General features: G+C 33.4%; 21 protein-coding genes and 1 tRNA gene. 4 read left to right on the plus strand and 18 right to left on the minus strand.

The features are described from left to right. Positions 1–48 precede the first annotated feature (48 nt). Positions 49–408, plus strand: coding sequence for a helix-turn-helix domain-containing protein (locus OU788_RS04175; RefSeq protein WP_121145951.1), 360 nt, complete (start codon positions 49–51; stop codon positions 406–408). A gap of 8 nt (positions 409–416) precedes the next feature. Here OU788_RS04175 and OU788_RS04180 read toward each other — a convergent pair whose 3' ends face one another. The 18 genes from OU788_RS04180 to mraZ form a co-directional block, all read right to left on the minus strand. Then, complete coding sequence (locus OU788_RS04180; protein ID WP_274633995.1) at positions 417–716, minus strand: hypothetical protein; 300 nt, start codon at positions 714–716, stop codon at positions 417–419. Between the two features lie 10 nt (positions 717–726). After that, positions 727–1,191, minus strand: a complete 465-nt coding sequence (locus OU788_RS04185; RefSeq protein WP_147431688.1) for a hypothetical protein — start codon at positions 1,189–1,191, stop codon at positions 727–729. After that, on the minus strand, positions 1,160–1,324 hold the full coding sequence (locus OU788_RS04190; RefSeq protein WP_274633996.1) for a hypothetical protein: 165 nt from the start codon (positions 1,322–1,324) through the stop codon (positions 1,160–1,162). Before OU788_RS04190 ends, OU788_RS04185 begins: the two co-directional genes overlap by 32 nt. A gap of 472 nt (positions 1,325–1,796) precedes the next feature. Next, a tRNA-Arg gene (locus OU788_RS04195) sits at positions 1,797–1,870 on the minus strand. 11 nt (positions 1,871–1,881) lie between these two features. Next, positions 1,882–2,328, minus strand: a complete 447-nt coding sequence (locus OU788_RS04200; RefSeq protein ID WP_274633997.1) for a GatB/YqeY domain-containing protein — start codon at positions 2,326–2,328, stop codon at positions 1,882–1,884. Positions 2,329–2,398: 70 nt separating this feature from the next. Then, on the minus strand, positions 2,399–4,258 hold the full coding sequence (gene ftsZ, locus OU788_RS04205) for a cell division protein FtsZ (protein ID WP_274633998.1): 1,860 nt from the start codon (positions 4,256–4,258) through the stop codon (positions 2,399–2,401). Between the two features lie 84 nt (positions 4,259–4,342). After that, positions 4,343–5,695 (minus strand): cell division protein FtsA, encoded by a 1,353-nt coding sequence (gene ftsA / locus OU788_RS04210; RefSeq protein WP_274633999.1) that lies wholly within the window; start codon positions 5,693–5,695, stop codon positions 4,343–4,345. After that, complete coding sequence (locus OU788_RS04215) at positions 5,682–6,422, minus strand: cell division protein FtsQ/DivIB (protein ID WP_274634000.1); 741 nt, start codon at positions 6,420–6,422, stop codon at positions 5,682–5,684. The genes ftsA and OU788_RS04215 overlap by 14 nt, the downstream gene beginning before the upstream one ends. A 1-nt stretch (position 6,423) precedes the next feature. Then, a complete protein-coding gene (gene murC / locus OU788_RS04220) occupies positions 6,424–7,770 on the minus strand; it encodes a UDP-N-acetylmuramate--L-alanine ligase (protein WP_274634001.1) in 1,347 nt (448 codons plus the stop codon). Next, positions 7,770–8,861: an undecaprenyldiphospho-muramoylpentapeptide beta-N-acetylglucosaminyltransferase gene (murG, locus tag OU788_RS04225; protein WP_274634002.1), complete on the minus strand. Its 1,092-nt coding sequence runs from the start codon at positions 8,859–8,861 to the stop codon at positions 7,770–7,772. The genes murC and murG overlap by 1 nt, the downstream gene beginning before the upstream one ends. Before the next feature lie 72 nt (positions 8,862–8,933). Continuing rightward, positions 8,934–10,124 carry an FtsW/RodA/SpoVE family cell cycle protein gene (locus OU788_RS04230; RefSeq protein ID WP_274634003.1) on the minus strand — a complete coding sequence of 397 codons (1,191 nt, stop codon included), beginning with the start codon at positions 10,122–10,124 and terminating at the stop codon, positions 8,934–8,936. 16 nt (positions 10,125–10,140) lie between these two features. Then, positions 10,141–11,526 (minus strand): UDP-N-acetylmuramoyl-L-alanine--D-glutamate ligase, encoded by a 1,386-nt coding sequence (gene murD / locus OU788_RS04235; protein WP_274634004.1) that lies wholly within the window; start codon positions 11,524–11,526, stop codon positions 10,141–10,143. Between the two features lie 73 nt (positions 11,527–11,599). Next, on the minus strand, positions 11,600–12,826 hold the full coding sequence (gene mraY / locus OU788_RS04240; protein ID WP_274634005.1) for a phospho-N-acetylmuramoyl-pentapeptide-transferase: 1,227 nt from the start codon (positions 12,824–12,826) through the stop codon (positions 11,600–11,602). A 3-nt stretch (positions 12,827–12,829) separates the two neighbouring features. Beyond that, positions 12,830–14,296, minus strand: a complete 1,467-nt coding sequence (locus OU788_RS04245) for a UDP-N-acetylmuramoyl-L-alanyl-D-glutamate--2,6-diaminopimelate ligase (protein ID WP_274634006.1) — start codon at positions 14,294–14,296, stop codon at positions 12,830–12,832. Further along, the gene (locus tag OU788_RS04250; RefSeq protein ID WP_274634007.1) at positions 14,297–16,300 is read right to left on the minus strand and encodes a penicillin-binding protein; all 2,004 of its coding nucleotides are present in this window, start codon (positions 16,298–16,300) and stop codon (positions 14,297–14,299) included. A 5-nt stretch (positions 16,301–16,305) separates the two neighbouring features. After that, entirely contained in the window at positions 16,306–16,638 is a 333-nt protein-coding gene (locus OU788_RS04255; protein WP_274634008.1) for an FtsL-like putative cell division protein, read from the minus strand. Further along, positions 16,638–17,534, minus strand: coding sequence for a 16S rRNA (cytosine(1402)-N(4))-methyltransferase RsmH (rsmH, locus tag OU788_RS04260; protein WP_274634009.1), 897 nt, complete (start codon positions 17,532–17,534; stop codon positions 16,638–16,640). Before rsmH ends, OU788_RS04255 begins: the two co-directional genes overlap by 1 nt. Next, the gene (gene mraZ / locus OU788_RS04265) at positions 17,521–17,988 is read right to left on the minus strand and encodes a division/cell wall cluster transcriptional repressor MraZ (RefSeq protein ID WP_274634010.1); all 468 of its coding nucleotides are present in this window, start codon (positions 17,986–17,988) and stop codon (positions 17,521–17,523) included. The genes rsmH and mraZ overlap by 14 nt, the downstream gene beginning before the upstream one ends. Before the next feature lie 201 nt (positions 17,989–18,189). Between mraZ and OU788_RS04270 the strand changes: the two genes are divergently transcribed. From OU788_RS04270 to OU788_RS04280, 3 genes are read left to right on the plus strand one after another with little or no spacing between them, the layout of a single operon-like run. Next, positions 18,190–18,954 carry an alpha/beta fold hydrolase gene (locus OU788_RS04270; protein WP_274634011.1) on the plus strand — a complete coding sequence of 255 codons (765 nt, stop codon included), beginning with the start codon at positions 18,190–18,192 and terminating at the stop codon, positions 18,952–18,954. 21 nt (positions 18,955–18,975) lie between these two features. Next, positions 18,976–19,587 (plus strand): ribosome biogenesis GTP-binding protein YihA/YsxC, encoded by a 612-nt coding sequence (gene yihA, locus OU788_RS04275; RefSeq protein WP_274634012.1) that lies wholly within the window; start codon positions 18,976–18,978, stop codon positions 19,585–19,587. Positions 19,588–19,617: 30 nt separating this feature from the next. Then, the gene (locus OU788_RS04280; RefSeq protein WP_274634013.1) at positions 19,618–20,304 is read left to right on the plus strand and encodes an RluA family pseudouridine synthase; all 687 of its coding nucleotides are present in this window, start codon (positions 19,618–19,620) and stop codon (positions 20,302–20,304) included. Positions 20,305–20,321: the final 17 nt, after the last annotated feature.

A 20,321-nucleotide genomic window follows, 5' to 3' on the forward strand; every position in this document is an offset into this window, starting at 1 on the left:
ATTTTTTTTAAAAAAACAAGAAAGTTGTTTTTAACTTGCTACTAATTAATGAACGGTTCAGATTTAAAAGTATTAAGAAAGAAATTTGGTTTATCTCAAGAAGAATTAGGAGAACTAGTTGGTTTGAGTAAAAATACAATTTATAATTATGAGAATAGTGGAGTTGTACCCAAATCTAAAATCCCAATTTTAGAAAAGGTATTCAAAGAATATGATAGAAAACCCAGCTCTGAAACTAAAAACCTTTCTGAGAAAGATGCTTTAGATGTTATAGAGAAAATTCTCTTGCATGAAGATGAACTAATGAAGTATGAAAATTTTTATTTATGGGTCAAATCTCTAAGAACAGATGAGAGAAATAAGACTTTAAAAGAAGTTCTTAAAAATAGATTGGACAGTATAGATTAATTTTCTTTCTATAGTAATTTATACCCAAATTGTTTAAGTTTTTTAAAATCGTCATTATTTAAACTTAAAAACTCCATAATTTGATTACTATTTTCTTCTAACTCTATTATACTACTACTAATATTGTTTTTGATTAATTTAATCTTTTTTAAATTGTCTATTTCGTGTAGGTAAACATCTAATTCAGAAATAGAAATATTTTGTGTATTAACTAGCTCTTTTAAAAGATTTAAAGCAGCAATTTTATCAATCGTGTTATTCTCTATTAGTGTTCTGATTTCTTTAGCTTTTTCAATTTTAATATCCATTTCAATTTATTTATTCTGTTTTTGTTAAAATATCTTTTTTTAATAAATCAATCGTTTCATTAACATCTTGTTTAAATTTCTCATTTTCTAATTGTCTCTTGGTCTTTATTAGATTGAACCTATAAATAATGTATAACATTAATAAAAAACCAATAGTAGTTCCAATGGCATAAGTTTGTAGGTAATAATCATCAAATCTTATATTTGGTCTGAAAATCCATATAAACTGTATTGTATAAATATAAACAGGGATAATATATGCAGTTTTAAACGGTCTAAATGCAGATGCTATTATTAAGAGGATAGGGGATAATGTTTGACTCAAAACCCAAATAAAAGTTGAAGTTTTTCCAAATCCGAATTTATTTTCTAACTCAAAAGGAAAAACCTTGTCTGTAAACAAAATTAATCCAGACAAGGCTACTAAAAAGCTGCCAATTATACTAATTGCTACCTTGTGATCCTGGTCTTTCAATGTCCTTTCTATCGACGTTATAAACTTCCAGACTTTCATTGTTTAATTCTTCTAGTTCTTTAGACTCATCAGTACAACTAGTTAATAAAAATGTAGAAAATACTACTGCTAAAATTAAAGTTACTTTTTTCATAATTACTCTATTTAAAATTAATACTAGAGTAAATATAATAATCAATAATTTGTAGCTTAAACTAGCTAATACTAATAGTTAAATTAAATTGGATACTAGAATCATACTAGAAATAAATCAAGAAAAAGGAATTCTTAGAGTAAATTGATAAGTGTGCCATATTTTAACTGATTTATTTCGGGGGATAATTCTAAGTATCATTATAATACTTATCAACGCTAATATATATAAAATCTTAATTTATAGTACTTTTTTATATAAAAAAGTATTTTGAATGGCAAAAAGTAATTTGTTTCCTACTTCTTTTATATATGGTTTCTAAAAAGTAAGTAAAAATTATTTTTATCTTTAAAGGACGGTTATAGTTGAAGAAAAGGTACAATTTTATTTTAGAGAAAATAAAAAAACTTAACACTATACTTACCCTTAAAAACAAAACCTATTGAAAATCAATAGGTTTATTTTCAAAATGTGACCCAGAGAGGACTCGAACCCCCAACCCTCAGAGCCGAAATCTGATGTTCTATCCAGTTGAACTACTGGGTCTAGAAAAATGATTATGCTAATTTAGCCTTTACAATCGCTGAAATTGTTTTTCCATCTGCTTGTCCTGCTAATTGCTTAGAAACAATTCCCATTACTTTACCCATGTCTTTCATTCCCTCTGCTCCAACATCTGCTATTGTTTTTTCAACGATTTTACCAATCTCTTCATCACTCAACGCTTCTGGTAAAAACTGTTCTAAAACAGCTGCTTCAGCCAATTCAGGTTCTGCTAAATCATTACGTCCTTGTTCTGTGAATACAGCTGCACTATCTTTACGTTGTTTTACTTGCTTTTGAACAATTTTTAACTCTTCTGCTTCTGATAATTCACCTGCTCCTACTTCTGTATTTGCTAGCATAAAAGCCGATTTTAAGGCTCTTAAAGCGGTTAAAGCTACAGTATCTTTCGATTTCATAGCTTCTTTCATTTTATCCATTACCTGTTTTTGCAAACTCATAATTTTGTGATTTTTACTATTAAAAAAATCCCGATAAATCGGGATTTTAAAAATACGTGTTATTCTTTTATTAATCTACATTATCGTGTAAAAACGAGTTATTTGAGCGTAATAAATCATTATTATCAGTATTTAATGCAGTGTCTGATTTACTAATATTTGAATCTGAATCAATATCAACTCCTAATCTTTTATAAGCTGGTTGACTCTCAATTTCATCTACATTTTTTATTCTTTGGTCGTTAAACTTATAGTTAAAACCTTTCATTTTTTCACGTCTTTCTTGTGCTCTTTTTTGCACTTCAGAAATTGTTAAACTCAATGGAGATACTTCTTCACTAGATGTATCTATATTATTAATTTCTTCTTGAGTTTTTGACTTTACTTGAAAACGTAACTCTTCTTCTACCTCTTCTTTTATAGTTGGGGTAGAACTTTTACCAATTGTTGGTTCTGCACTAAAATCGTCTAAAACATATCGCTTTTCTACCTTGTGAAAGGTAATTTCTTGTGCTGTTACTTCAATGTTTTTAATCTCATTTGTAGTTTCAACTAAATGAGAAGCTGGTTTTATTTCTTCGTAAGAATTCAACGGTAAATCAAACAATAAATCTTGTTGAATTGGTTGTTGTCTTACTTCTTCCTCTACTTTTGGCTCAGCGATATTTGTTATGATAAAATCATCTTCTGAAATGGTTTCAACAGCGATTTCGTCATACACTACATCAATATTTTTAATAGCCTCTGTAGTAGGAATTAAATTCGATTTAGGCTCAACAACTTCCTCTTCTAATACGTGAACAACTTTATCAACAGGCTTAGTTGGTAAAGGTTCATTTATACTAGAAGAAGTTTGAATTTTTTGATCTCCAAAGTTGTACGTAGCTTTTTGTTCATCTTCTAAAGTATGAACAATCTTTTTTACTTCTGTATTGGTTATATTTCCTTGTTGATCAGCAGCGAAACCCGTTGCTACAACTGTTACAGCTATTCCGTCTTCTAAAGTTTCATCTTCACCAATACCCATAATAATATTGGCATCGTATCCTGCTTCATCTTGAATATAATCGTTGATTTCTCCAATTTCATCTAAGGTAACTTCATTACCTCCAGAAACAATTAACAACAATACATTCTTAGCTCCTGTAATTTTGTTATCATTTAATAACGGTGAATCTAACGCTTTTACAATTGCATTTTTAGCTCTGTTAGCTCCAGTTTCTTTTGCAGATCCCATAATTGCAGTACCACTATTAGACAATACCGTTTTAGCATCGTGTAAATCGATATTTTGTTTGTAGTGATGTGTAATTACTTCTGCAATACCTTTAGCCGCGGTAGCTAACACTTCATCTGCTTTTGAGAATCCTGCTTTAAACCCTAAGTTACCATAAACTTCGCGCAGTTTATTATTATTGATAACAATTAACGAATCTACATTTTTACGTAGTTCGTCAATTCCTGTTTGAGCTTGTTTTGAGCGCATTCTCCCTTCAAACTGAAATGGCATTGTAACGATTCCTACCGTTAAAATATCCATATCTTTAGCAATTTTGGCAATGATTGGCGCTGCACCAGTACCGGTACCTCCACCCATACCTGCGGTAATAAATACCATTTTGGTATGCGTGCTTAACATTTGTTGAATTTCTTGAATACTTTCAGCCGCTGCTTGTGCTCCTATTTCAGGATTTGCACCCGCACCTAAACCAGAAGTTAAGTGTGCCCCTAATTGTACTTTATTAGGAATTGGACTGTTTTCTAATGCTTGTGCATCAGTGTTGCAAATCACAAAATCTACTCCGTGAATTTGCTTACTATACATGTGGTTTACTGCGTTACTTCCTCCCCCACCAACACCAATTACTTTAATGGCATTCGATTGTGTTTTCGGCATGTCGAATGAAATGTTATCAAATTCTGCGCTCATAATAACTTTTCTTTTTTATTAATTCTTATTCAATTTACACTCTCCTTCTTAGGGGATTAATTCGGAGTAGCTTTTTATATACTTTTACTCTGCGTTATCTAAAAACTCTTTAAATCCTTCTGTGAATCGCTTGGTAAACTTTTCAAAGATTGATTTAGACTTTTCTTTCGCTGGTCGTTCCTTCTCTTCTTGAGTTTCTTCTATAGCTTCTTTTTCTTCTTCAATAGTTGGTTCTACAAACACTTCTTGAGCTTCTTCTGCTACTACTTCATTTCCTTCTTTTTTCAAGCCTTCCATTAACAACCCAACTGCGGTTGCAAATGCTGGACTTGATAAGACTTCATCAGAATCTCCTGCCAAATGTTCATTTGGATACCCAATACGAACGTCCATTCCAGTAATATATTCTACTAACTGACGTAAATGTTTTAATTGAGCTCCGCCACCTGTTAAAACAATACCTGCAATGAGTTTTCCTTTTTGAGTTTCGTGTCCGTAGCTTCTAATTTCTAAGTACACGTGCTCAATAATTTCTTGTACTCTTGCGTGAATTATTTTAGATAAGTTCTTAAGTGTAATTTCTTTTGGCTCTCTTCCTCGTAACCCTGGAATAGATACAATTTCTGTTTCTTTATTTTCCCCTGGCCATGCAGAACCAAATTTAATTTTTAACAACTCTGCTTGCTTTTCTATAATTGAACAGCCTTCTTTAATATCTTCAGTAATTACATTACCTCCAAAAGGGATGACTGCTGTATGACGAATAATTCCGTCTTTAAAAATGGCTAAATCTGTTGTTCCGCCACCTATATCAATCAACGCTACACCTGCTTCTTTTTCTTCTTGACTTAATACTGCTGATGCCGATGCTAAAGGCTCTAATGTTATATCAGATAAATTTAAACCAGCACTTTTAATACATCTTCCTACATTTCGGATAGAAGACACTTGACCAACCACAACGTGGAAGTTGGCTTCTAACCTTCCTCCGTACATCCCGATAGGTTCTTTAATACCTGGTTGACTATCTACTTTAAACTCTTGAGGTAACACATGAATAATTTCCTCACCAGGTAACATTACTAATTTATGTACCTGATTTACTAAGTTTTCAATGTCTTTTGCATCAATAACTTCTTCGGCATTTTCTCGTGTTATATAATCACTATGATGTAAGCTTCTTATATGCTGACCCGCAATGCCAACCACCACATTCTCTATCTTTTGTCCTGAAACACTTTCTGCTTCTTCAACTGCTTGCTGAATGGATTGAATGGTTTGCGTAATATTGTTAACAACTCCTCCTTTTACACCTAAACTTTTTGCTTTACCAATACCTAAAACCTCAAGTTTTCCGTATTCGTTTTCACGACCAATCATGGCAACAATCTTGGTTGTACCAATATCTAAACCAACTGCTATTTTATTGTTTTCCATCTTGATTTTGTTTTGTGCACACAACTTGGTTGTGGTATTTTACATTTATCGTTTTGTAATTACTTATAGTTTTGTCTTTAAGAGCTTTGTTATAAAACGCTGTTAGCTTTTTAAATTTTTCTGCTGCATCTTTAAACTCACCAAAAATTATCTCATAATCACCGCTACGAACTGTAAATGTATATTCGTTTTGGTTGTCTTTTTGAATAGCAATAATTTCTTTAGCAAAAAAACTATTGTTATTTATAACCTTTATTAACTCTGTTAATTCTTTGATTTGCTCAGATTCCCCTACTCCTGAAACTAACGGTACCCTTGCTGAAAAGTTTGTTGATAATGGTATTTCTACCCCGTACTTATCAACATAAAAAGATTTGTTCTTATCAACAATGCGAGCTATCGGTGTTCGTTGTTTTATTACTGTTTTTAACACCCCGTCTACCGTTAAAAACACCGCTGTTTTTTCAACATACGGATTCGCCGAAACATTAGCCTCCAGAAAGTGTAAATCTACCAATCTTTTCGGTTGGTTTTTAACAAATTCATTATTTTGTATTAACAATTTATCAACCATACTGTGCGTCAAAAAGTTATTATCACCTGCTTCAAACTCGACCACGGTCTTTTTAACCTTTTTCAAGCCGTTTCTGTTGGTTGTAAAGCCATACAAGAACGCCAAAAACATCAACAACAAGAAAAAAGAAAGATAAGTTGCTACTTTTTTCATACTAGATTTTGTGTTTTTCTTTAATTTTATTTTTTACTTCTTCTACCAATAAACCAATATCTCCTGCCCCTAACATCGCCACAATTTTTGACTCAGATTTAAGCACTTCGTCACTTAGTTTTTCTTTAGATACTAGCTTTTTATTTTCTAAGCTCATTTTATCCAACAACCAACTTGAAGTAACTCCTTCAATAGGTAATTCTCTTGCCGGATAAATATCTAGCAACAACACTTCATCAAACAAGGATAATGCTGCTGCAAAATCATCAGCAAAATCTCTTGTTCTACTGAATAAATGCGGTTGAAAAATTGCTAACACTTTTTCATTTGGAAACATTTCTCGAACCGATTGTGCTACTGCTTTTATTTCTGTTGGGTGATGTGCATAATCATCAATTAAAACAACATCATCTGTTTTTATTTTATATGAAAATCTTCTTTGTACTCCTCTAAAAGATTTTAATTGTTCCTTTATTTTATCTAACGAAACTCCATATACATCTGCCATTGCTAATGCTGCCAACGCATTCATCATATTATGATTTCCTGGTAGATGAAATTCAATATCTTTAATTTGAGATGTTGGTGTTCGCACATCAAAAACATACTTTCCTGCTTCTATTCTAACATTAAAAGCCTTATAATCTGCATCCTCATTTACAGCATAGGTTAAACCTTTTAACGGTAATCCTTTTGCAACAATTAACGTATCAGAAACTTTATTCGCAAACTCAACAAAAGATTGCTGAAGCATTTCATTCTCTCCATAAATATCTAAATGATCGGCATCCATAGAGGTTACACAGGCAATATTTGGAGATAATTTTAAAAACGAACGATCAAACTCATCTGCTTCAACCACCGATACTTTATCTTCTCCTAAAATTAAATTGGAATTATAGTTTTCTGCAATTCCACCTAAAAAAGAGGTTGCTTTTTCAGGTTGCATAATATGACCCAAAATTGATGAAGTTGTTGTTTTACCATGTGTTCCAGCCACCGCTAAACAAAAAGTGTTTTTGGTAATTTCTCCCAATACTTCTGCTCTTTTTAAAACCGTATATCCGTTATCTATAAAATAGTTTAACTCTAGGTGGTTTTTAGGAACTGCTGGTGTGTACACTACCAATGAAGCTTTTTTATCTAAAAATGAAATCGGAATATTCTTTACAGCATCTTCAAAATGAAGCTCTACTCCTATTTCTTCTAAACTCTTAGTGATAGGTGATGGTGTTTTATCGTAACCTGCAACTACTTTACCATTCTCGGAAAAATAGCGAGCCAAGGCACTCATTCCAATTCCACCAATACCTACAAAATAAACGTTATGTATCGTTTTTAAATTCACTAACTGATTAATTTTTCTATTTCATTAACGATATTACTTGTTGCATTAGGCAACGCCAATTCGTTAATATTCTCACTTAAACTCTCTTGTTTCCCTTTATCTTTCAACAAAGTTTCTAATACCACAGGAAACGTTTCTAACTCATTTTCTTTAACCACAATTGCCCCATGTTCTTTAGCAATTGATTTAGCATTTTTTGTTTGATGGTCTTCTGCCACGTTAGGTGACGGAATAAAAATGGTTGGTTTACCTACTATACATAGCTCTGACACCGAACTTGCCCCTGCTCTCGACACAATAAAATCAGCAGCTGCATACGCTAAATCCATTCGGTTTAAAAACTGATGTACTTGTACATTTTCTACCTCATTGTATTTTTTATATTCATCAAAATACAACTTACCACATTGCCAAATAAGCTGTATATCCTGCTTTTTAAAGAAATCTAAATTCGCTTCTATTAGCTGATTTATTTTACGAGCCCCTAAACTTCCTCCTAAAACCAATAATGTTTTTTTAGAAGTATCTAACTCGAAAAAATCTTTACCTTCTTCTACTTTTGTATGGATGAACAGTAAATCTTGTCGAACTGGATTTCCTGTTTTTATAATTTTATCCTCTGAAAAAAAACGTTCTAAATCGTCATAGGCTACACATATTTTCTGTGCGTTTTTCCCTAAAAATTTATTGGTTATTCCTGGATAAGAATTTTGCTCTTGAATCAAAGTTGGAATTCCTCTTTGATTAGCAGCCATTAATGTTGGCCCACTAGCAAAACCTCCTGTACCAATTGCTACATCTGGTTTAAATCTTCTTATAATTCGGTGTGCTTTCCATAAACTACTTAACAACTTGAAAGGAAACATCAAATTTGCTAGAGTTAGTTTTCTTTGGATACCCGAAATCCATAATCCCTCAATTTCATATCCCGCTTGCGGAACTTTTTCCATTTCCATTTTATCTTTTGCTCCTACGAACAAAATATTAGCTTCTGGATAACGAACTTTAATTTCGTTTGCAATAGCTATGGCTGGATAAATGTGCCCACCAGTACCTCCACCGCTTATTATGATATTAATCGACTGTTTCATACAATCTATTTTATTTTAACATTATGGTTGTATGTAACACTCATAGCAGTTCCAACCCATAAACTTATATTTTTAATCAAGTGTTTCATGTAAAATATCTAAAGGGTTATCATCTAAAATTGTTTCTTCAGTTTCGTTTTTAGAAGCGCTTACACTTAAAATCATTCCTAATGCGAAACATGTCATCCAAATAGAGGTACCTCCACTACTAATTAAGGGAAGTGTTTGTCCTGTTACTGGTAAAATATTCACCGCTACCGCCATGTTTATCATCGCCTGAAAAACAATCGGGATTCCCACACCTACAACTAACAATGTTGCAAATATGGTGGTAGCCTTTTTAGCTGTTATTAATATTCTAAAGAGCAATAAAAAGTAAATAAAAATAACTACAACTGCTCCTGCCAAACCATATTCTTCAACAATAATTGCATAAATAAAATCGGATGACGATTGAGGTAAAAAGTTTTTTTGAACACTTTTCCCTGGCCCTTTCCCAATAACTCCACCTGTAGCTATGGCTATTTTTGCTTTTTCTACTTGATAATTTTCTTCGCCATTAGGTTGAGAAAAATTTTCAATTCTACTCTTCCAGGTATTTACACGGTTAGGCATAGCATCAGGAAACGCCTTAGCTAGTAGTATAAAAAACAAGAAAGAGATGAGTCCCATTCCTAATATATAACCAATGTATTTTAACGGGTAACCACCTATAAAAGACACTAACAGAATCATAAAAAACACCATGGCCGTGGTTGAAAAGTTTGCAGGTAATATCAACAACAACACAACACCAACTGGAAACCACAGCTGTAAAAGGCTCTCCTTAAATGAAATAACTTTTTCTTTATGTTTGGCTAAATACCTCGCCACATACACCATTAACACAAGACCTGCCAATGTAGAAGTTTGAAAACCGATACCTACAAACGGAATTCGTATCCATCTACTAGCATTTGCACCTCCAATGGTTGTTCCTTGAGCTAGAGTAAAAATCAACAGAACAATAACAACTGGAAACATTAAAACAGAACCTCCACTAAAGTATCTATATGGAATTTTATGCACCCCGTAAATCACAGCAAAACCTGTAATTAATAATACGATGTGTTTTATTAAATGTCCAAAAGTAGAACCATTACCCACTACATACACTAAATTGGTGCTAGCGCTATATATTGGCATAAACGAAAATATTGCCAACATTGTTACGATAGCCCAAATAGCTCTATCTCCTTTAATATGTCGAAAGATGTGTTTCATCAATCTTTTTTAGCTTTTATAAGTTTCTTACAGCTTCTTTGAATTTTCTTCCTCTGTCTTCGTAACTTTCAAATAAATCAAAACTAGCACATGCAGGAGACAATAATACTGTGTCGCCTTTTTGTGCTATTTTATATGCTACTTTAACAGCCTCTTCTGCCCCAGCAGTTTCTACTAAAACATCAACTACATTCGCAAAAGTGTCTATGATTTTCTGATTGTCTAATCCTAAACAGACAATAGCTTTTACTTTCTCTCTTACTAACGGTAATAAGTCTGAATAATCATTCCCCTTATCAACACCACCTACAATCCAAACTGTTGGATTATCCATACACTCTAACGCGTAATAAACTGCATTTACGTTGGTTGCTTTACTATCATTAACGAATTCTATTCCGTTAATTTTTTGTACTTTTTCTAAACGGTGTTCTACACCTTCAAAATCAGACAGACTTTCGGCAATTGTTTCTTTTCTTACTTTTAGCAATCTAGCTGCCATTGAAGCCGCCATTACATTTTTAGTATTGTGTTTTCCTTGTAATGTTAATTCAGAAACCTTCATTAATTTTTCTTCTGTATTTAATTTCATCAGTATCGTATCTTGTCTTAAAAAAGCTCCGTATTCCAATTCTTTTTCTATTGAAAATGGCACTAGCGTTGCTCTTGTTTTGTTATTTTTTAACCAATTTTGAATTGCTTCATCATCGGCATCGTATATTAAAAAATCGTCTTCCGTTTGGTTTTTTGTAATACGGAATTTCGAGTTTATGTAATTGTCAAATTTATATTCGTATCGATCTAAATGATCGGGTGTGATATTGGTTATTATAGCAATATGTGGTTTAAATGTTTCAATTCCATCTAACTGAAAACTACTTAACTCCAACACATATTCATCGTAATTATCATCCGCAACTTGTTCTGCAAAACTGTCTCCTATATTCCCACCAACTCCTACATTCAATCCTGCTTTTTGCAACACATAATGTGTTAACATGGTTGTTGTGGTTTTTCCGTTTGAACCCGTAATTCCCACAATAGTAGCTTCTGTAAACTGAGCAGCAAATTCAATCTCTGAAATTACTTTCACTCCTTCAGAAAGCAGTTTTTGTACTAATACTACTTTATCTGGAATACCTGGACTTTTCATTACCACATCAGCGTTTAGAATTTTACTTTCTGTATGCTGATTTTCTTCAAAATCGATTGAATTACGTAAAAGAACTTTTTTGTATCGCTCTGCTATACTTCCTTTATCTGAAACAAAAACCTCATATCCTTTTTGTTTCCCTAAAAGCGCTGTTCCTATACCACTTTCTCCTCCTCCAAGCACAACTAAAAGCCCCTTAGTCCCCGAAGGGGAAACAACCCCATCACTTCTTTTTTCTTGCTTACTCACTTGTTATCCTCCTTTTTATCTCTTTTATACCCTTTTTTACTCCCTCCTTTCGGGAGGGCTGGGGTGGGCTTATTTATCTTAACTTCAATGTTACAATGGTAAATACCGCTAGTAAAATTCCAACAATCCAAAAGCGGACTACAATTTTACTTTCATGATACCCTGACTTTTGGTAGTGGTGATGTAAAGGCGACATCTTAAAAATTCTCCTTCCTTCTCCAAACTTCTTTTTAGTGTACTTAAACCATGATACTTGTAAGATTACTGATAGGTTTTCTATCACAAATATTCCTGCTAAAATTGGCAACAATAATTCCTTTCTAATAGCAATAGCTATAACTGCTATGATTCCTCCTATAGTTAAACTTCCTGTGTCTCCCATAAATACTTGAGCTGGATATGTGTTATACCATAAAAACCCTATCAATGCTCCTGCAAACGCTAGAATAAATACGGTCATTTCTCCTGATTTTGGTATGTACATTACATCTAAATAATCTGCAAAAATGATATTACCTGATACCCATGCAAAAATTGCCAAAGCAATTACCATAATCGCTGACGATCCTGCTGCCAAACCATCGATTCCATCCGTTAAATTTGCTCCGTTAGAAACTCCTGTCACAATAAATACGGTAACAAAAATGAATACTATCCATCCATACTTTTCATATCCATCACCTAAAAAACTAAATGCTTTCGCGTAATCCAGCTCGTTGTTTTTCATGAATGGAACTGTTGTCTTTGTTGATTTATGAGTTTCTCCAAACACTTTCTTTTTACCATCAACTTGCACAACTTGTTCTGACACTGGTAATTGTTCTTTAATAGTTACATCTGGATGGAAATACAGCATAGAACCTACTATTAGTCCTAAACCTACTTGACCTAAAATCTTAAACTTCCCTTTTAATCCAGCTTTATCTTTTTTAAACACTTTGATATAATCATCAGCAAAACCAATGAACCCCATCCAAACTGTGGTTATTAATAGAATTATGATGTATACATTTTCTAGTTTTGATAATAACAGCACAGGAATTAATGTAGCTAGAATAATAATAACACCTCCCATTGTAGGAGTTCCAGCTTTTTGCACTTGTCCTTCTAAACCTAAATCTCTAACCGTTTCACCAACCTGTTGTCTTCTTAAATAATTAATGATTTTTTTACCGAAAATGGTTGAAATCAATAAAGACAAAATGAACGCCATAGCAGATCGGAATGTGATAAATTGAAACACACTCGCCCCCGTTAGACTAAACTCACTTTCTAAATATTGAAATAAATAATATAGCATTCGTTAGTGTTTTTTTAGTTGATTGAAACAGTTGGTTACCTCTTCTAAATCATCAAAATGATGACGTACTCCATTTACTTCTTGATAGGTTTCATGTCCTTTTCCTGCAATTAGGACAATATCTCCCGACTTCGCTAACTTACAAGCTGTTTTTATTGCTTGTCTTCTATCTAAAATGGATAATGTTTTCTTATAATTTTCCGCAGAAACTCCTTCCTCCATTTGATCTATAATCAACTGTGGATCTTCAGTTCTTGGATTATCTGAGGTAAAAATTGCTTGATTACTTAATTGTGAAGCAATCAACGCCATTTTTGGACGTTTAGTTGCATCTCGATCTCCACCACAACCTACAACTGTTATTACAGTTTCATTTCCTGTACGGATGTCGTTAATAGTCTGAAGTACATTTTTCAAAGCATCAGGTGTATGTGCATAATCTACAATTGCAGTAACTCCACTATCTGAGATTGTATATTGAAAGCGTCCGCTTACACTTTCTAACTCACTTACAATTCGTAAAATCTCTAGTTTTTCAAGTCCCAACAATTCTGCTACACCGTAAATAGCTAATAAATTATACGCATTGAACTCACCTATTAACTTCGTCCAAACTTCAATACCATTAATTGTCAACAAGGTTCCTGAAAAACGTTTTTCTAATACTTTCGCTTTAAAATCTCCTATAGTTTTTAGCGCATAAGTTTGTTTAGTGGCTTTCGTGTTTTGCAACATTACTTGCCCATTTTTATCATCAATATTCACCAAGGCAAATGCCGATTTTGGTAAAGAATCAAAAAATGATTTTTTTACATCGCGATACTCTGCAAAGGTTTCATGATAATCTAAATGATCGTGCGATAAATTCGTAAACACACCTCCTGCAAACTCTAATCCTTCAGTACGTTTTTGATGAATTCCATGAGAACTCACTTCCATAAAACAATATTCAACCCCTTCTTCAACCATCATTGACAAATAATTGTTAATTGCCACTGAGTTTGGTGTTGTATGAGTTGCTTTATACTCATTTTCATCAACCATTATTGTAACCGTTGACAACAAACCTACTTTATATCCTGCCTTTTTAAACAATTGGTACAATAAGCTTGCAATGGTAGTTTTACCATTGGTACCTGTAACTCCTACTAATTGCAAGCTTTTTGACGGGTTGTTATAATAATTTGCCGCTATTATTGCTAAAGCAACATTGGAGTCTTCTACTTTTATATACGTTACTTGTTCACTTCTTCTTTCAGGAATCTCTTCACAAATAATTGCTTTTGCTCCAAGGTTAATAGCCTTCTCAATGTATTGGTGACCATCAACTGTTACTCCTTTTTGCGCTACAAAAACATCATTATCCTGCACTTGTCTACTATCAAACTGAATTGCATTCACAGCAACATCAGTATTTCCGTAAACCTCGCTTACCGATACCTTATATAATATGTCTTTTAAATTCTTCAACTATGATAATTTTAAATATATCGTTGCTCCTTTTTCTACTTTTTTTCCGTTTTCTACCGATTGTTCTTTTACTTTTCCAACACCTGAAAACTTCACCTTTAACCCCATGTTTTCTAACAAAGCAATAGCGTCCATTCCACTCATACCTGTTACTTTAGGCATAATGGTTTTATACTTTCTTAAGTTTTGATAGTACTCTTGATATTCGTTATCAATTACTTCATCTGAAATTTTATCAGCGACAAATTGCTTGTTAATCGCTGTTGAAGTGTATATTTTTTGAGCTATTTCTTTAAAAATTGGCGCTGCAACTGTAGCTCCGTAATATCCTTTTTCTTTTTTCGGACTATGTACTACCACTATGCAAGAATATTTAGGTTCATCTGCTGGAAAGAATCCTGCAAATGACGCTACGTACTTCTCATTAGAATAATAGCCTCCCTCATATTCACCTTTGTCATTTTTAGTTCGAGGAATATATTTTTTAGCAGTCCCTGTTTTTCCTGCCATTGAAAAGTTAGGAGAATAAATTCCTTTTCCTGTTCCATATTGAATGGTATTCTCCATTACCTTTCTAACCTTATCTAATGTTTCTTGAGATGCAATTTTTTCTTTCAATACTTCTGTACCAAAACTCTGCTCTACTTTACCACCTACTCGTAATTCTTTAACGAAATACGGCTTCACCAACTTACCATCATTCGCTACTGCATTGTAAAAAGCTAGTGTTTGTAAAGGTGTTAATGACACTCCATATCCCCATGCCATCCATTCTAATGAAATAGGACTCCAACTCTTTTCTGATGGATCTGGGATATATGGTTTCCCTTCTCCTTTAATTTTCACACCAGTTAATTGATCTAATCCAAAAGATTTAATTCTTTCAGTGAACTTCTTAGGATTTTTATCGTAGTACTTTTGTATAGTTTTTACAATCCCAACATTAGAAGAAACCTCAAATACCCTACCCATCGATATTTTTCCGTAACCACCCCTCTTACTATCTTCAACTTTACGATTGTTGATATAAATTCGTCCCTTTTCACAATCCACCACTGTCGAAGTATCTACCACCTTATCTTCTAAAGCTACCATTAAACTTGCCAGTTTAAATGTAGACCCAGGTTCGTGACTCTCCCAAACAGCATAATTTCTTTTTTCGTAGTATTTTCCGTTAGAGGTTTTTCCTAAGTTTGAAATTGCTCTAATCTCCCCTGTCTCAACCTCCATTACCACAGCACAACCGTGTTCTGCTTCAAAATATTCCATTTGTCGTAACAAAGCATGATGTGTTATGTCTTGAATATTTACATCAATTGTCGTTATTACATCACTTCCATCAACAGGCTCCTTTTCATTTACATCATTAATAGGCTTCCATTGACCTTTGGCTATTTTTTGTTTTAGTCGCCAACCATTTTCGCCCTCCATATAATCAGCAAATGCACCTTCTATTCCTGCTCCTCCTCTATAATCATCATACCCAATAGTACGTTCTGCAATTTTACCTATCGGATGCACACGCACCGTTTTTTGCTCTGCTATAAATCCTCCTCGATACACTCCTCGATTAAAAATTGGGAAGTTTTTCATCTTTACATAATCGTTATACCCAACATTTCTAGCAATTAATAAGTAACGATTTTTTCGTCTTTTTGCTTCTCGTAATTTATTCTGATAATAACTAGCTGGTTTACCCAATAAACCTGAAAGCGCTTCTGATAATCCTCGGATATTTTTTTCAAAAACTTCTGAATCTACCGCCACCACATCCATACGGATTGTAAACTTAGACATTGAAGTTGCCAACAGGTTTCCGTCAGCAGCATATACGTTACCTCTATTTGCAAAAATGGTATCGTTTTTTGTAGTTTCCTCTAACGAAAGTTTACGATACTTTTCACCCTCAACATATTGAAGATTAAAAACTCTAAAAATGATAACAACAAAGAAAAAAACAACTATTACATAGAGTTTGTTTAATATGCTTTTTTTAACTACCATTTATATTATTCTTTATTATATGTTACTTTAATTTTTTGAGGAGGTGTTTTTGCAGGATACAATCCTTTACTTTTTACTTTATCTCGAATACTACTTTCTAACTTCATTTTCATTAACTGCGTACTCGTATCTACATCTTCAGCCCTCAACTCTCTTTTCTTCTTATTCAGCTCTGCTATTTTAACCACTTTAGCATCTGCACTGTGCGCGCTGTAAATCATCAACAACAATAGCGCTACCACAAAAATTAAGATCCTCCAATTTTTAAACGAGCTTTCATCTGTAAGAAAACTTCCTCTTAAAAAACTGTATACTATACTCTTCTTTCCGTTCGACATTACTTTAGCGTTGCTATTCGCAGTTTTGCACTACGCGCCCTATTATTCTCTTTTATTTCCTCTCTAGTAGGAACAATCATTTTACCCACTTTCTTCATTGGCTCATTGGTGTTTCCGTAGAAATCTTTTTCAGGCTCTCCAGTAAACAACCCTGTTCTTATAAATCGCTTCACCAATCTATCCTCTAAAGAATGATACGAAATCACACTCAACCGACCATCTTCATTCAACAACTGAGGCATCTGCTCTAAAAACTCTTTCAATACCTCCAACTCTTGATTTACCTCAATACGTATTGCCTGAAAAATCTGCGCTAATATTTTATGTTCTTTTGCCTTCGGAAGAAATCTTTGCAACACTTCTTTTAACTCAAAACTTGTTTTGATTTCTTTCTCTACCCTCGCTTCAACAATTGTTTTCGCGAGTGTTCGTGCATTTCGCAACTCACCATATAAAAACAATATATCCGACAATTGCTCTTCAGTATAAGTATTGATGATTTTCTTACCAGACAATTCTGATTTCTGATCCATTCGCATATCTAAATCAGCATCAAAACGAGTTGAAAACCCTCTTTCTGCTTCATCAAACTGGTGTGACGATACACCTAAATCTGCCAATACACCATCCACTTTTTTCACTCCGTAAAAACGTAAGAACCTCGAAATAAATCGAAAATTCTCACCAATTAACACAAAACGCGGATCGTCAATTTTATTCTGCTGCGCATCTGGATCTTGATCAAAAGCAAACAACCTCCCTTTCTCTCCCAGTCGACTCAATATTTCGCGTGAATGCCCACCTCCTCCAAAGGTCACATCTACATACACTCCATCTTCTTTAATATTGAGTGCATCTACACTTTCTTTCAACAAAACTGGACTATGATAACTCATCTTCTCCTATATTACCCATTACCTCTTCTGCCAAATCAGCAAAATCAACAACAGCATCATCTATTACTTTTTCGTATTTATCCTTATCCCAAATCTCAATAATGTTCACTGCAGACGAAAGCACTACTTCTTTTTCAATTTCTGCGAATTGACACAAATCTTTTGGAATTAATATCCTACCGGAAACATCCATCTCCACCACCTTTACACCCGCTGTAAACCTCCTGATAAAGTCATTATTTTTCTTTACAAATCGATTTAGTTTATTGATTTTTGCCATCACCAAATTCCACTCTTGCATCGGATATAACTCCAAACAAGACTGAAACACAGAACGTTTAATCACAAACCCATCTTGCAACACAGAAGACAACTGCTTCTTGAAAGCTGATGACATCATCATCCTTCCTTTAGCATCTACTTTGCATTCGTATGTTCCAATTAAATTTACCACGTAAAGAAGCTATAGTTTGCATCAAAAATAAAAAAAATCTACCACTTTTTACCACTTTTTACCACTTTGTTAATAAGTTTTGACTTTTACCTTAAAAAACTGATGCTTAAGCCCTTTCAAAGAATATAAACCTCAGAAATAATAAAAATGAAATTTTAACAAAAAAGAACTACATTTGTGGTTAAGTCAAACAAGAAATCTATGACTGAATTTTTAAAGAAAGAAGGCAAATTTACATACGCAGAAGCAGGAGAAGGAAGTCCGATTATTATACTTCATGGCTTAATGGGCGCTTTAAGTAATTTTGACTCAACTTTTAATCACCTTTCAAAAAAAGGATACAAAGTTATTATTCCAGAATTACCCCTATACACCTTACCTCTCCTTAAAACCAATGTTAAGAATTTAGCTAAATTCTTACACGACTTTATCGAATTTAAAGAACTTAAAGAAGTGACTCTTTTAGGAAACTCTTTAGGTGGGCATATTGGTTTATACTTTACAAAACATTACCCCGAAGATGTGAAAGCATTAGTTTTAACAGGTAGTTCAGGATTGTATGAAAACTCTATGGGAGATAGTTACCCAAAAAGAGGCGATAAAGAATTTGTTAGAAAAAAAGCACAAGATGTTTTTTACGACAAAGAAATTGCCACTGATGAACTTGTAGATCAGGTATACGAAGTTATTAACGATAGAAATACGTTAGTTAAAACGTTAGCGATTGCTAAAAGTGCAATTCGTCACAATATGGCTAAAGATTTACCTAGCATGAAACAGCCTACTTGTTTAATCTGGGGAAAACAAGATAGTGTTACTCCACCAGAAGTAGCCGAAGATTTTCATAAATTATTACCTGATGCTGATTTATTTTGGATTGATAAATGTGGACATGCAGCTATGATGGAAAGACCTGAAGAATTTAATAATATTTTAGAAGCTTGGCTTTCTAAACGCGAAATATAACAACAGCTATAACTTAGTAGTATGAAGATAAAATCTGCTGATTTTGTAATGAGTAACAGCAATGTTATCAACGCACCAAAAGAACGTATTCCTGAATATGCTTTTATTGGTCGTTCTAATGTTGGGAAATCCTCATTAATCAACATGTTGATGGAACGTAAGGATTTAGCTAAAACTTCTGGAAAACCTGGAAAAACACAGCTAATCAACCACTTTAAGATTAATGACGAATGGTTTTTGGTTGATTTACCAGGATATGGTTATGCACAGGTTTCTAAAAAGAAACGACAAATTTTTCAGTATTTTATTGAAAACTACTTTAAAGAGCGTGAACAATTAGTTTGCACTTTTGTTTTAATTGATTCTCGTCACGATCCACAGAAAATAGACTTGGACTTCATGCAGTTTTTAGGTGAAAATCGCATTCCTTTTTGTATTGCTTTTACAAAGGCCGATAAATTAGGAAGTTCAAAACTTAACAAACAAATCACCTCTTATAAAAAGAAATTATTAAACTATTGGGAAGAACTTCCTATGTCGTTTGTTACTTCTTCATCAACAGGAATGGGACGTGATGAGTTTTTAAATTTTATAGACCAAGTAAACGAAGACGTAGCTGAGAATTTTAAATAACCTTTCGACTACGCTCAAGGTACTTTTACTATGCACTCTACTAAAGAAAACCTACAAGTTTTACACGAAGACAACCATATTATAGTGGTTAACAAACGTTCAGGTGATATTGTGCAAGGTGATAAAACGGGCGACAAACCGCTTTCGGATGTTGTAAAAGAATACATCAAAGAAAAATACGATAAACCTGGAAATGTTTTTTTGGGAACAGTTCACCGATTAGATCGCCCTACTACTGGTATTGTTATTTACGCACGTACTTCAAAAGCATTAGAACGCCTGAACAAAATGTTACGCGATAAAACCATCAAGAAAACTTACTGGGCAGTAGTGCAGCAGCAACCTAAAAAAGCTTCAGACACCTTAACAAATTACCTAAAGAAAAATCCGAAGAATAATAAATCTACAGCCTTCACCAAAGAAGTTGAAGGAAGCAAAAAAGCCATACTTCACTACAAAACACTTAAAAATTTAGATAATTATTCGTTACTAGAAGTCGATTTAGAAACGGGGCGCCATCATCAAATTCGTGTACAATTATCTAACGTTGGTGCTATTATAAAAGGTGATTTAAAATATGGTGCTAAAAGAAGTAATAAAGATGGAAGCATCCATTTACATGCTCGAAAAATTGAATTCACACACCCAGTAAGTAAAGAATTGATAAAACTTACTGCTCCAACACCATCTGATCCTATTTGGGATGCTTGCTTGTAATTTGTATATTTAGACAA

Source organism: Tenacibaculum sp. L6, assembly GCF_028823685.1.
Taxonomy (GTDB): domain Bacteria; phylum Bacteroidota; class Bacteroidia; order Flavobacteriales; family Flavobacteriaceae; genus Polaribacter.